Here is a 14,251-nt window from a genome sequence, read left to right as displayed (position 1 = left end):
CCCTTCCTAAATAAAAGGGAGAGGATCAGTCCGGAATCTTACGTCAACTCAGATTCCATCGTCTTTAATTCTCTTGCTAGCCTTGAAATTGGAAGTCCGACTACCGAGAAATAGTCTCCATTGATTTGTTTGACAAGAAGTGAACCCAACCCCTGGATTCCATAGCTTCCCGCTTTATCAAACGGTTCCCCGCTATCGAGGTAACGTTCGATGTCCGATTCTGATAACTCCCAAAAAGTCACTTCCGTTTTTACTGCAAATATACGGCGGTGCTCTCCAAATAGAATGGCCACACCCGTATATACTTCGTGAGTCTTACCCGATAACATTTCGAGCATTCTTTTTCCATCGGCATGATTAGCTGGCTTACCAAGAATTTCTCCTTCAAGTACAACAACCGTATCGGAACCGATTACCCAACTATCCGGATATCTTGATGCAATGGCCTCTGCCTTCCTTACAGCTAGTTCTTGTACTGCGTCCTCTGCCTGCATGTTTTCCTCAATATCTTCATCAACATTGGAATTCATACTTTCGAAGGGGATTTGTAGGAATTGTAGGAGTTCTTTACGACGTGGTGATGAGGAAGCTAATATTAATGATTGCATGATAAAAATTCACCTTTCTTTACTAGGAGAGATACCCTTTCATCCTATCAAATTATTTAGAAATCTACAATTATTGTTTACCATGAATCGACAAAGATTCCCCCTATATTTCCCGGAAAATAAAAAAAGGCCTAAAGTAAGATGTTTTCCTCCTAAAGGGAAACTTTTTCTGTAAAACAGTTTCCCTTCATACCCCTTTTCTTAACTATCCATACTTTGAAACCCCTTAAGAAACTTTAATAATTCCCCTTGTGCTTTTAATAGCTGCTCCTCCTTTTTAGAGACCTCATAATCATTCACTAACTTAGCTGCAGCCGTTAAATGAGTATTCATTTGGGAAAGGTCTGATGATAGTTTCTCAGCCTTTAGCTTGTCCATATCTTTCTTCAATGTTTCCGGGTTCCATGTCGCTTCCTTCCCCCGAAGCTCCGTTGCCGAAAACTCTGATAAGGAAGAATAGATACCCTTCATGGTTTCGAGTGGTTTCTCTTCTTCTGTGCTTATTCCTGTCGCCTTAAGATCTATCTCCTTCCAAAAGACATCTACATCATAGCTTTTTAAAAACAAGGCAAGTTCTTTACTTGATATCAAGTTCTCTGCTGAACCTAAAAATAAATAATAGCTGTCCTCCAGTTTGAATACTTCAGCTGGAACCTGTTTTTCCATGATTCTACCTTGGATTTTTTTCGCTGCATCCTCGCTACTGAACATTCCACCTTGAACAAGAAAAGTCTTCAATTCCGCCCCTTTTTCCTTAGCTCCCCCGTCGTTCTTTTTCTCCACTGGTGGGGTTGCCGTCGTCGTGATAGCTGTTTCCACAGGAGCGTCCGCAGCCTTTTCCTTCGTAATCGTATTTACGGCAATCAAGCCTAGTACCGACCCAAATAAAATTGCACAAAAAACAGCAATCATGAAAGTCTTTACGGACCTATTATTCGGACGCTTGACTGAACTTGTCCCAAAGCCAATAAGCTTTGGCATTTTCTTCTTAGGTGGTGTTGGAACCAACACAATCTTGTTTTCGGGTGAATCCTCCGGCAGGATCCACTCGAAACTATCATCAGGCTGTTCCTCACCCGCTGCCTCGGGAATTTCTTCTACAACCTCCCGCTTATTTTCTCCATAGAATATTTTTTCTTCGCCATTTATCTTAATTTTTACCCCTTTACGTTTTTCAGACTTGTCCACTTTTCTTCCTCCCCTCCCATTCATTTTCCTCATCCTATCATAGGAGCAAAAAAAAATAACAAGACTTTTGTCGTCTTGTCATTAATAGGTTTCGTCATTTTTCTCTATTCATTTGTCCGTAACTAAATCAGGTGATAGATCTTCAAAAGGGACCGGTGCCTCATCTTCTCCTTCACCGCCACAAAGCTTACGTTCATCCCCGTACAGGCATAGTCCCACAACCTTGTTACCACTGGCAGTCACATAGGATTTATTATTTGAAGGATCCCAGTACTCTCGCGTATCGGGATCTACTATCTCATCGAGAAATCCAGCTTCCACCAGCTCTTGATAGCTGATTTCCGTCACACTATCTCCTCGCATGACCTTATCTTTCATATAAAAGTTTGCCGCGTCCCTAAAAGCGTAACTATTTGATACGAATGCATTCGTCCTTGAATCGTGAATCACATTGAGATAAATAGGTACCGCCACAGCAGCAAGTATTCCTAGTATGACGATTACCGCCAAGACTTCCATCAATGTCATGCCCTTATCATTAGCTACATTCCGACAGAGTTGTGTCCTCATCCTAATTACCAGTATCCGAATCCGCATCGTCTCTTTCATTTCTGCTGAATGGATTTTTCTTTTCACTAGGTTTCGGCGTAACGACAGTTGGCGTCTGTTCCTGTAAATCCGTTAATGAAGGATAATAATAGGCAGACACAGTCAGACCATACTCTAAAGGTTCTACACTTTGGTCACGGGTCCTGACTTCCTCAGCTCCCTCGAAGGTTAAGCTATCTATCGTAAAGATTCGATTTGTCGCTTGAATGGATTGGATAAATTCCAACATCTCATCATAAGAAGAAGATCTTACATTCATTGTTGCTGAAAGCTTCTTCAGACTATTGGGCAGTGTCCCCGGTGCCTCCAATACAGTATGATCCTGAGTTTCAGTCGTTGATTTTTTTGAATCCGTTGTATCTTTCCCTTCATCTTCAGAAGCTTGGTCATTAGTATCTGTACTTTCGGATGCCTCATCCGTAGCTGCAGGTTTTTCCTCTCCTGTTGCCTCAGGTAGTTCAGGCTCAACTGGCGTATCTCCATCCGTAAATGCCATATCGACAATAAAGCTATTGGACACGACTTCTGCTTTTTCCAGGTTTAATACAAACTGATCGGTTAAGGGTTGCACTGGCAGTCTTTTTTGCAGTTCTGTCGTTGATTCAAAATCAACACTCATTCCTGTACCAGCTTTCGTCTGGACCATCTCTAAGATCTGTTCTTCATTTTTCAATTCGGATGTCTTGGAGGATAGTTCTTTTTTTACCGGATCTAATAGATAAAAATATAGTAGAATAAAGACCAAGACAAAGACTAAAAGTGTGCCACCTAATAGGAGTAGTTGTTTTTTATTGAAAAACCTCATCATTCAGAAGCACCACCCTTTTCCCCTGCTTGTTCTTCATCGTCTTTTATAGCTTCTTTAACGGCTGGTTTGTCGAGAATAATGGTATACACAGCCAGATAACGCGGAAGAAAGTCCTCTGTCTCTTCTACAGTGTTTTCTATATCTTTTTCCATTTCTTCAGTGTTCACTGATACCAAATCAGCGGAAGCAATCAATTTAGACTTAGTCAATTCACTTAAATAATAAGCAGCTTGTCTTGAAGTATCGAATTGGACGGTTAATTGAATGGACCCATCCTCATTATAGGAAAAAGCATCGAAGAAACCTCGTTCTGGAAGCAGGAAAGTCAAGTGGTTTAACACAAATACCGTATCGATGGGAAACGTATCAGCCCAGTCAATGACACTATGTAATTCGGTAACGGAATTTCCAGACTTCTGTGTATTAAGCATATTTTGTTCTACCATTGCTGTTGCTTCCCTCACTTGCAATATCTGCTTATCCATACTTCTAATGCGGTCTGACTGCAAAGAATATTGCCAATAAAACAAAGCACCCACTGCTAAGGCTATCAAGAATAAGAGAATCAGATAAATGAAGAAACGTGGATTTCTTTTTTCTTTCTTGGGGAGTAAATTAATATCAACAAGCATGATTATTGCACCCCTTTAATGGCCAATCCAACGGAAGAGTGATAACGACGCAATAAAGGAGCATCATCCATTACCATTTCCATGCTCTCATTTAAGATAGTGATAGGAAGGTCCAAATGGTTTGATAGTTTTTCGCAAATCTCTTCTAGATATGGATGATCTCCGGTCACTAGGATGGTGGAGACCGAGTCACGACCACTATTCAAATTGTATTTATAAAAAGTCAGCAATCGATCAATCTCTACATACGTATCCTCGAGCGTTTGAAAATAAGCATGTCTATCACCTTGATAAGCTAATGTTTCCAATCCACTTGATGAATGATCGACTTCCCAATCAGAAACCTCATCAGGAAGCAAGACATGTCGCATGAACACAGGCTTATCTTCAACGAAAATGGTGGCCGTCACCGAAAGCATATCTATTTCTAGTAACATAAGCTGTTCATCAGAATCCAATTCTCTAGTTATATCCCATAATCGATAGATGGCAAGTGAAGAAATATCGGCAGCCAAGGGTTCTAATTTGGTGCTTTCAAGCAAATCGCTGTATTGTGAAACCTGCTCTTCGGAAGCCGCGAACAAAAGAATCTCCTTACTCTCCGAATTCTCCTTAAGATTTACCGTATCGAAAATCGGGTCTTCAAACGGTAAATGAATGCTTGTTCCCAGCTCTAAATATAGATAGCCCTCAATTTCATCGTCTTTGACCTCTTCTGGAATCATCATTTTACGAATCACCACAAATGGATCTGGCACTAAAAAACGCACTTGTTTTTTCGCAAGGCCCCATTCTTCCACACATTGCCCGACAATCATCTGCAGCGTTTCATAATCAAGGATTTTCCCTTCTTTAATGATTCCAGGAGGCAGATAACGTTCACCATAAGCTTGTACGATAGGTGGATCCATTTGCTTTAGCTCTACATACCGGATTACATAATCTTTGAAGATTAAATTCACTATTCGGTTTTTTCCGCTAAAAAAAGAGAAAGCCATAGATAGATACCCCTTACTTTAAGTCATCTTAAAAATTGCAAATACCACTGTAAAATAGATTCGCCCCAAAAATAGGCGGTTAATGTACCGAATACAATATACGGCCCAAACGGGATGGCCGTTTTCTTCTTGATCATCCCCGTCAGAATCCCAATGATACCAAGAAACGCTCCATAGAATGTCGCAAATAGAAAGGATAACAGCACCAGTTTCAACCCTAATACAAAGCCTAGTACACCAAAAAGCTTGATATCGCCACCACCCATACCACCTCTACTGACAACGGCAATAAAAAGCAGAAGGCCAAACCCGACGGCCGCGCCTATAACGGAATCCCACCATGGAGAGAGTGGGAAAAACACTCGTAAAAATAAAAAAACCACTGCAAAAAAAAGCAGTATCTTATCAGGTATAAGCATATAAGCCATGTCAGACACGAAAATGATCATCAATAAAGAAATCAATGCCCAGGCTATCCACAATTCACTTGTCCATCCCAAGAATAAAGGAGCGGCAGCGAACAAAATGCCTGTCAGCAATTCAACAACCGGATAAAGCGGGGAAATCCGGGCTCCACAGCCACGGCATTTCCCGCCTTGTATTACATAAGAAACAACCGGTATTAACTCGAACGGCGACAAGGTCCGTCCACAAGAGGGACAAGCCGAACGCCGATTCGTAAATGACTTGTTTGTCGGTACACTTAAACCGACGACGTTATAGAATGAACCTAGTGTTAGGCCTAGGCTCAAAATTAAGAGATAGGTAGTCATGTTTATAAGCTAATATCATCACGTTTTAAAGTACTTGGATCTTTATCATCAATATACTTTTTAGCCGCTTCACCTTTTCCATTATCCATTAAAGTTACTGTATAAGTGAATTTATTTTTATTTTCCCCAGTCCCCTTAGTAATGCTTACTATACTACCCGTCTTGCTGTATCCTTCACCACTTGGATTTTTCACGTTTTCTAAATAACCAATTTTTTCTAATTCCGCTAAGGTGAATTCTCCTGTACTAGCATCTTCCCCTGCAGCAACCGCCGTCCTAGCCGCGCTAACCATCTGCTGTCCATTAGCAATATGAGCATCTTTTTTCGAGTTATTTATTAAGCTACCAATACTAGGAATAGCAATCGCTGCGATAATCCCAAGAATAACCACAACCGCCAATAACTCGATCAGGGTAAGACCGCGTTCGTTTTTCAAATGTTTTTTGATAAAATTCATAAATTAATCCTCCTCTTTTTAATTACCATTTCGTTACTTTACTGCTACTTTTCTATTAGATTACTATATATTTCTATAAAAATACAGCATTTAGGGGTAAATAATCCTTACATTTTTTACATATTATCCACTTGGTTAAAGATTTCAAACATCGGTACCATTATCGAGATAACAATCGTTCCGACAATTCCGGCCAAGAGGACAATCATGAGTGGTTCGATTAAGGATTTTAAGCGATCTGTACTCGCTTCCACTTCCTTCTCGTAAAAGTCGGCGACTTTCCCAAGCATCGCATCCAAGGCCCCGGTTTTCTCGCCAATCAATATCATCTGAGTGATCAATGGCGGGAACGCCCAGTGTTTTTTCATTGGGTCGGTGATTGAACCGCCCCGCTCAAGAGAATCATGTGATTCATGAATGACGCGACCGATCACTTCGTTTTCAACCACCTGCTCGACGATTTTCATCGCCTGCAGGATAGGCACCGAGCTGCTAAAAAGGGAGCTCAGCGTCCTTGTCATTCTTGCCAAGACCGCTTTTTGCATCATCTTTCCGAATAGGGGCATTCGTAGCATGGTAATATCATAATAATATTTCGTCTTTGGGTTTTTCTTCACAGACATAATCCCAAAGGCCACCAAGAGTACGAATAAAACGATCAGGTACCAAGCCTTCTGCATGAACCCACTTGCCCCTAAGACAAACTGTGTAATTGCTGGCAGTTCGCCGCCAAAATCACTGAACATATCAGCAAATGTTGGCACGACGGACGTTAATAAAAAGATGACAACAAAAAAGGCTACAAAAGCGACGACAACTGGATAGGCCATGGCTGAAGTGATTTTTTGCCTTGTCGCCTGTTGCTTTTCAAAATGATCAGCTAACCTGTCCAACGTGCTATCCAGATTACCCCCGGCTTCTCCTGCCTTGACCATATTGATATACATGGTCGAAAAGATTTTATTATGCTTGGCACTTGCTTCGGAAAGTGCCTTCCCTTCCTGTAAATCCTGTTCAATGCTTTCAAGTGCTTTACTTAATGGCTTGCTCTCGGTCTGCTGAGATAAAATGCTTGTTGCATCGACAACCGTGACACCTGATTGTAAAAGCGTCGAAAATTGGCGGATAAAGATAACGAAATGTTGGAGTTTTACCGGGTTTCCGATTGATAGGTCCCTCGTAAACAGTGTTTCTGGTACCATCGTCATATCAATGACCCGAATGCCTTCTAGCTTTAGCTTTTCCATTGCCTCACGTTTCGTATCGGCGGTGACGACTCCGGCTTTTTTTCCTGATTTATTTCGACCTGAATATTTGAATCTGGCCATTTATTCCACCTTGTCCTGTAAAAAGGCATGAGCGCTTTCTTTGGAGATAACGCCTTCTGCTAATAATTCCTTAACGCTGCTCTCAAGCGTATGCATGCCTTGTGCCCGGGATGTTTGCATTACATTGACGATTTGATGGATTTTCTCATTTCTGATTAAGTTCGCAACAGCAGCATTATTGACTAGAACTTCGGTTGCCGCTTTTCGGCCCTTTTTATCGACGGTGGGAATTAAACGTTGCGATATGATGGAAACAAGGACATTAGCGAGCTGAATTCGTACCTGAGGCTGCTGTGCCGGTTCAAAGACATCAATAATCCTGTCAATCGTTGTCGGAGCACTGGATGTATGTAATGTCCCAAAGACCAAATGGCCAGTTTCCGCTGCTGTAATCGCCGTCTGGATGGTTTCTAAATCCCGCATCTCCCCTACTAGAATCGTATCGGGATCCTGCCTTAGGGCCGCTCTCAGCCCATTTGCGAAGTTATTCGTGTCAAAACCTACTTCGCGTTGGTCAATGATACAATTCTGATGTTTATGCAAATATTCGATGGGATCTTCCAACGTTATGATATGCTTACGCATCGTCTGATTCATATATTGAATCATCGATGCGAGTGTCGTTGATTTTCCGCTTCCTGTCGGGCCCGTCAAAAGCACTAGACCTTGAGGCTTTTCGACGATTTTCTTTAGGATGAACGGTAATTGCAGTTCATCTAAGGACGGAATTCTTGTCGGCACGATTCGAATGGCCAATGCCACGCAGGATCGCTGCATATACGTATTGATACGGAACCTTGAAATCCCTGGAATTCCGTACGAAAAATCCAATTCACCACGTTCTTTAAATTGCGCCCACATCTCTTCAGGAATAATCGCTTTAGCCATTCCTTCTGTTTCTGCCGGAAGCAATAACTCTTTTCCATACTTTTTCAATTCGCCATTCATCCTCATGACTGGCGGTACGCCCACCGTGATATGGATGTCAGAAGCCTTTAATTCAAAGCCAGCCATGAGTAAATTATCTATTTTAGCTTTCAAACAAACACCTCTATTCCAGAACTGCTACTCGTAGAATTTCTTCGGTAGTGGTCAGCCCTTGTTTAACTTTCAATAAGCCGTCATCCATCAAGAAAATCGTTTTATATTTTACTGCCACTTCTCGGAGCTTATTAAGCGGCTCACCATTCATGATCAACTTGCGCATTTCATCATTGATCACCAGTATTTCTTGAAGGGCAATCCTTCCCTTATAACCGGTCATATTACAAGAAGTACACCCTCGACCTCGGTTAATGCTCTCGATTTTCATACCACGTTTGGCGAAGATCTCTATCTCCCGCTTACTCGGTTCCTGCTTTTCAACACAATCCCGGCACACTTTCCTTACCAAACGCTGGGCCATGATTCCACTTAAAGAAGAAGCGACCAAAAACGGTTCAACACCCATATCTATCAATCTAGTAATCGTTCCTAAAGAATCATTCGTATGAATTGTACTCAGTACAAGATGGCCCGTTAAGGATGCCCGGATGGCCACTTCTACCGTGTCTTTATCACGAATTTCCCCAACCATGATGACATTTGGATCTTGTCGCAAAATCGATCGGAGACCGGTCGCAAATGTCATCCCGACATTCGGGTTGACTTGAATCTGATTGACGCCTTCAAGCTGAAACTCGACAGGATCTTCAATCGTTATGATGTTAACTTCCTCGGTATTAAGCTGATTTAAAGCCGCATACAGGGTCGACGATTTTCCTGAACCGGTAGGACCTGTAATCAGGACGATTCCGTTTGGTTGGGCAATCATCGATTCAAAACGTTGTAGATTTAATTTATTGAATCCAAGTTGTTTTAAATCATTCAACTTATTACCCAAATCAAGGATTCGTAAGACCATTTTTTCACCAAATATGGTGGGCAGTGTCGACACCCGAAGATCCACGGGATGATGGCCGAGATTCACTTTAATTCGGCCATCTTGTGGAACTCTATGTTCGGTAATGTCCAATTTCGCCATGATCTTGATCCTGGCAATTAAAACATTTTGCATATTCTTGGGTAATACCTTTTCCAATCGTAATACACCATCCACTCGATAACGGACGACCAATTTCTTCTCCTGTGGATCGATATGAATATCACTTGCCTTATGCATCACAGCATTTGACAACAATTGATTGACGAGTCGCACAACCGGTGAATTCTGATCAACGGTTGCTTCTTCATCATTAACGTCGCGATTAAGGGCAACCATCAATTCTTCTAGGCCCTCTTCATTGGTATAATGTTTGGCGATTGCACGCAATATATCATCTTTTGTGGCGATGGCTGGTTCTATTTGAAACCCGGTTGATAGACGTAAATCATCGATGGCGTAAAAGTCCATCGGATCAGCCATGGCTACGTAAAGCTTTTCGCCTTCTTTTTTCAAAGGAATCATTAAGTTCCGCTTAGCCATATCTTCCGAAATCAAACTGAATATGTTTGAATCGAATGGATACCGATATAAGCTTACATGGGGGATGCCCAACTGAAACTCCAACACTTCAATCAATTGTTGCTCCGTAATATATCCTTTTTGTAGCAATACATCCCCAAGCTTTTGAACCTGACTTTTTTCTTTCAAGGCAATTTGAAGCTGGTCTTCTGTAATCAAGCCAGCTTCCACCAATAAGTCTCCAAGCCGTTTTCGGGTTTGAGCCATATTTATCCCTGCTTTATCTTATTTTTGGGGAACGTTAGGATCCTCCTCATATCTGGGGTATCCACCCGCTTCCTGGTTACTATCACCCTTATCTTCATTACTTTCTTGTTCATCTTTTTGGCTATCTTGATTGTTTTCGCTACTATTACCATTACTACTCTCATCACCAGGCAATTTCTTATCCTCATTACCTTGCTCTTGCTCCGTATCTTCATCAATGGTCTCGTCGTCTTTTCCTGAGTTATCGGAATCGGTATCAGATTCATCTTCATTATCGGAATCGGTAGGAGGTGAGATGATTTCTTTGAGCTTCAAGCCAAATACTTCAATACGATGAATGGGTGCATAAAAATCTTCTGATAAGGTCTCTGTTTCCAAAAGATCTCCCGATGAAGACTCTATACGACGAAGAACCTTGACCGTTATGCCTTCTTTTCCTTCTTGTTTCACCTGCATGGCAGCAGGAGCCAACTCATCACTATATTGTTTAATCGTCTTCGGTGTGTACCGCTTTTCATCGGTCGTCTTTACCTCGTAGGAATTCAGGAAAGATTGACCCTTTAATGTCGCCTTTAATTTCTTGCCTTCTACCTGAAGCTCAATACGGTAGGAACCATCATTCGTATTGGCAAAAATCAAGTCATGACCAATTTCAGAATCAACGTGTGCTTCAAAGCCTAATTCGGCATAACCCGGAAGTTGATTGCTGATATTCCGTTCAATAATTGTAAAGTTAGTCGGCAGAATCACTCCATAAATAACTGTGGCTAAGCGGCTTAATGTATCTGAGTTATACTTCTTCCCATCAAGCTCCGACATTTTTTGCAACAGAGAAAATTGAGTTTCCGCGTCAACTTTTATCGGCTGAATTAATGGAATCAAATCCTTAAAAGCGGCAGCTGCATTCCCAAGGTTAACCGTAGCTTCAGCAACTACCTCGTCCTCACCCGTATCTCCATCAATATAGTTTTCCAGTGCAAGGGTTTTAGACCCTTCCGTTAAGAACTCGGCACTTACCGCCAGGTCCTTGGCAAGCTTATCTATGTCCAATGATGCAGACGCAAGGGCTAAGGACATATCATATAAGTCTTCTTGTAAAGACTCGGTGTTTACCGAAACAACAGCTCTATTCTTCTTATTTGAGAGCAAGGAAGCAATTGTCTTATCCATTTGAAAGGTGAATATCCCATTATCGACAGTCATTTTACTTTCCTTATAGGTGATATCCAAGACCGTATTACGTGTCCAATGGTCAACTGCCTCGGTGAGTACTGTACTTACTTCCCGCTTGCTTTGACCTGAAATATCCAGACTACCAATCATTGTATTGTCTCCAAATTGTCCTTGGTCCTTGAAAATCTGATTATAGGCTGATGCCCCAAAATGCGAAAAACTAAATATATATGCAGTTGATAAAATAAAGACCAGAAAAATTTTCAGCAGTTGTGGATTCTTCACATATAGGCAACTCCTTTTTATGCTTCAACATTCATGGATAGCCCGACCAATACACTTGGGCTAGCAGATTGTGCCTTAACAATATCCTCTTTAGAAAGAACATGACCTTCCGAGAAAAGGATATTACCATTCAGATCTCTTACATGATTCAGCAATCGCTTTCCTTGAAGCAATTCAATTTGCTTGTTTCTTAACTCTGTCTCCCCATTAGGCGCTTCTTCTCCTGCAGCTACTTCCGCCTCCGTAACATGCTCTCCCAGTAGCTGTTCCGCCTGTTCTAGGAAACGAGATGAAGCATCTTCCGTAACAATCAAAATATCCTTGCCATACGTCAAAACCGTTTCAGAAGGAAGAATTACCTCATGATCCCCCACTTTAACCTGCATTCCGATGACTTGACCATTTTCTTCATCTGTAAAATATTCACGAACGCTTCCTAACAGTTCCCCTTTACGGGTCATCACTTTGGCATCGGTAATCTTAATTTTTTTATTGACGAGCTGGTTCGCGATTGGTATTTCATTTAAATCGATGACGGAATTTTCGGTTTCGATGGTTAAAGCGTATTCCCCAATGCCTATCACCTTTTTAAATGGTATGGCCCTTACACTTACCTGCCAATCTTCATGTTCGATTGTTATAAAATCCAGTGAACCTTTTTCAGGATTGATCACTAATGATTTCACCTTTCCAATTTCCATACCTTCTGTAATGCTGATAATTGGCAGACCTAAAATTTCTGTGCTTTTTTTCATAACGTCACCATACCTATCTTCTGATTTTTCTTCTTAACAAAAACGGCGTTCCATGAATTCTAACTCTTGAAGCAGGATTGGATGCGCACTGAGCTTTTCCTTCAACTGCGCGATCAATTCACGAAGCTTTTCCGTTTTCTTTGCTGTCATATAACTCTGAATTAAAAATGATGCAAATATATAATATTGTTGATCTGGTATATTCGGATGTAAATGGCTCATAACAAGTTGTTCAAACTCTGTCTCATTCATCTGATGCTGTGCAATTTGGATATGAGATACCATCGTTTGAAACATCTGTTGTTGCAATTCGCTGCCATGTTCAGTGGCAGTCGTCATTTCTTCTGGTATAGTCTGTATCTGTTCCACATCACTAGAGCTACTCTCCGGATATATTTCCTTAGATTGCTCAATAATTGCAGAGGATTCTTCTAATAAATGTTCCGGCTCATCTATGGCTGCACCATTTTCTAAAGGCTCTGGTAAATGAGTAGAGCTCTTTTCAGGAAGTTGTTCAGGTATTTCAAGAAGGCTATCTTTTTCTATAGAACCTTCTAACTGGATGTTATCTGGATATTGTTCTTCCATAATAATCTCAAGACTATCTTCCCTACCTGTTTCATCGGACAAATCTTCAGGAATTACAGGTTCTTCGGTTTCTTGGAAACTATCAATAGTGTCTTTTTCTAATTCCGTTATATTCACTTCCCAGTCATGCTCTTCAGGAAATACTTCTAGTTCTTCTATCTCTAAAGGAGTAATTCTCTCTTCCACACCTTCTAGATGAACAGAGTTATCCGTTTCCTCCAGTGAGCCTAGCTGACTATTGGGTTGTGTTTCCACTTCTTCAATCTCAAGTTCCAAATTATCAGCTTCTAGTAGCTTTTCAATTTCACTTAAATCACTTTTTACCGGCACTTCGATATCTGGAGGACTTACAATTTCGTCCATCATCGGTTCCACAAAATCTTCTTCTAGTAACTCTTCTATTTCACTTATTCCGCTTTTTACCGGTATTTCATATTCTGAAAGAATTTCCGCTTCATCCATCATTGGCTTCACAAAATCTTCTTCCATTTCACTTATCTCGCTTTTTACCGGTATTTCAATCTCTGGGAGACTTTCCATTTTGTCCATCATCGGTTCCGCAAAATCTTCTTCTAGTAATTCTTCCATTTCACTTATCCCGCTTTTTACCGGTATTTCAATCTCTGGAAGGGTTTCCGTTTCGTCCATTACTGTTTCTACAAAATAATCTTCTTCTAGTAATTCTTCCATTTCACTTATCTCGCTTTTTACCGGTGTTTCGGTTTCTGGAAGACTTTCAGATTCGTCTAAAGTTCTGGTTCGGATCTCCATTTCTGCGTCGATAATGATTATTTCATTATCAACCGAATTTTTTGGTTCCTCCATTTCCATCGTGTTTTCCTCAGAAGCCGCAATATGGTGCTCACTTGTCTCATACACTATTGTTTCCCCATTCGATTCTTCCATTTTGGTTAAAGAAACTCGTCTACTCTTGGATTCACTCAGAGTGGGTTTCTCTCCAAATGCTTCATAAAAGTCCGCTTCCGTTTGGGTTGAGAGCATTAGTGGCTCGATTTTCTTATCAATAAGAAATAAAGCCAAAAATAACAACAAGGCTAAAAATAATATTGCCTGCCAAAGAGGAAAGATATTCGCGAATACTAGACCAGCAAGTGCCACTGCGACAGCACCCCCAATTATGACGAGCTTCCCCTTAAAGGTCAGGGACAACGGCAGAACATAAACAATTGGAATCAATAAGATAAGAGATATTCCAGCAAATACGATTGTCTCCAACAAACCACTCCTCTACTATATTATTATATATTTTCCGTTTTTCGAAAATAGCTCCTTAATTTAGGTAATAAATCCTAAAAATATTGTATAATACTTATAGAT

The 14,251-nt window shown here is 41.0% G+C and carries 14 protein-coding genes; all 14 read right to left on the bottom strand.

The genetic code is table 11. From position 1 onward, the window contains the following. Positions 1-38: 38 nt before the first annotated feature. The 14 genes from ACQKL5_RS00930 to ACQKL5_RS00865 all read right to left on the bottom strand — a co-directional run bounded on the left by ACQKL5_RS00930 (position 39) and on the right by ACQKL5_RS00865 (position 14,149). Positions 39-608 (bottom strand): Maf family protein, encoded by a 570-nt coding sequence (locus ACQKL5_RS00930; RefSeq protein ID WP_427606069.1) that lies wholly within the window; start codon positions 606-608, stop codon positions 39-41. Between the two features lie 201 nt (positions 609-809). Beyond that, positions 810-1,796, bottom strand: coding sequence for a hypothetical protein (locus ACQKL5_RS00925; protein WP_427606067.1), 987 nt, complete (start codon positions 1,794-1,796; stop codon positions 810-812). A gap of 108 nt (positions 1,797-1,904) precedes the next feature. Next, the gene (locus tag ACQKL5_RS00920) at positions 1,905-2,366 is read right to left on the bottom strand and encodes a type II secretion system protein (protein WP_427606065.1); all 462 of its coding nucleotides are present in this window, start codon (positions 2,364-2,366) and stop codon (positions 1,905-1,907) included. 1 nt (position 2,367) lies between these two features. After that, positions 2,368-3,213 (bottom strand): hypothetical protein, encoded by an 846-nt coding sequence (locus tag ACQKL5_RS00915; RefSeq protein ID WP_427606063.1) that lies wholly within the window; start codon positions 3,211-3,213, stop codon positions 2,368-2,370. Continuing rightward, positions 3,210-3,845, bottom strand: a complete 636-nt coding sequence (locus tag ACQKL5_RS00910; protein WP_427606061.1) for a fimbrial protein — start codon at positions 3,843-3,845, stop codon at positions 3,210-3,212. Before ACQKL5_RS00910 ends, ACQKL5_RS00915 begins: the two co-directional genes overlap by 4 nt. A gap of 2 nt (positions 3,846-3,847) precedes the next feature. Then, positions 3,848-4,843, bottom strand: coding sequence for a type IV pilus biogenesis protein PilM (pilM, locus tag ACQKL5_RS00905; protein WP_427606060.1), 996 nt, complete (start codon positions 4,841-4,843; stop codon positions 3,848-3,850). Positions 4,844-4,866: 23 nt separating this feature from the next. After that, the gene (locus tag ACQKL5_RS00900; RefSeq protein ID WP_427606058.1) at positions 4,867-5,616 is read right to left on the bottom strand and encodes a prepilin peptidase; all 750 of its coding nucleotides are present in this window, start codon (positions 5,614-5,616) and stop codon (positions 4,867-4,869) included. A gap of 2 nt (positions 5,617-5,618) precedes the next feature. Continuing rightward, on the bottom strand, positions 5,619-6,074 hold the full coding sequence (locus ACQKL5_RS00895) for a prepilin-type N-terminal cleavage/methylation domain-containing protein (RefSeq protein ID WP_427606056.1): 456 nt from the start codon (positions 6,072-6,074) through the stop codon (positions 5,619-5,621). Between the two features lie 116 nt (positions 6,075-6,190). After that, positions 6,191-7,402, bottom strand: a complete 1,212-nt coding sequence (locus tag ACQKL5_RS00890) for a type II secretion system F family protein (protein WP_427606054.1) — start codon at positions 7,400-7,402, stop codon at positions 6,191-6,193. Continuing rightward, positions 7,403-8,443: a type IV pilus twitching motility protein PilT gene (locus tag ACQKL5_RS00885; protein ID WP_427606052.1), complete on the bottom strand. Its 1,041-nt coding sequence runs from the start codon at positions 8,441-8,443 to the stop codon at positions 7,403-7,405. Between the two features lie 10 nt (positions 8,444-8,453). Next, complete coding sequence (locus ACQKL5_RS00880) at positions 8,454-10,112, bottom strand: GspE/PulE family protein (protein WP_427606051.1); 1,659 nt, start codon at positions 10,110-10,112, stop codon at positions 8,454-8,456. 18 nt (positions 10,113-10,130) lie between these two features. Next, positions 10,131-11,570, bottom strand: a complete 1,440-nt coding sequence (locus tag ACQKL5_RS00875) for a VanW family protein (protein ID WP_427606049.1) — start codon at positions 11,568-11,570, stop codon at positions 10,131-10,133. A 17-nt stretch (positions 11,571-11,587) separates the two neighbouring features. Then, complete coding sequence (locus ACQKL5_RS00870) at positions 11,588-12,325, bottom strand: PRC-barrel domain-containing protein (protein WP_427606047.1); 738 nt, start codon at positions 12,323-12,325, stop codon at positions 11,588-11,590. 33 nt (positions 12,326-12,358) lie between these two features. Then, the gene (locus ACQKL5_RS00865) at positions 12,359-14,149 is read right to left on the bottom strand and encodes a hypothetical protein (RefSeq protein ID WP_427606045.1); all 1,791 of its coding nucleotides are present in this window, start codon (positions 14,147-14,149) and stop codon (positions 12,359-12,361) included. Between the last annotated feature and the right edge of the window lie 102 nt (positions 14,150-14,251).

The sequence above is a fragment of the Peribacillus sp. NPDC097675 genome, assembly GCF_050277655.1.
In the GTDB taxonomy this organism is placed as follows: domain Bacteria; phylum Bacillota; class Bacilli; order Bacillales; family DSM-1321; genus Peribacillus.
The sequence above is the reverse complement of the archived record's forward strand: the minus strand, read 5'-3'. Positions and strand labels throughout refer to the sequence as shown.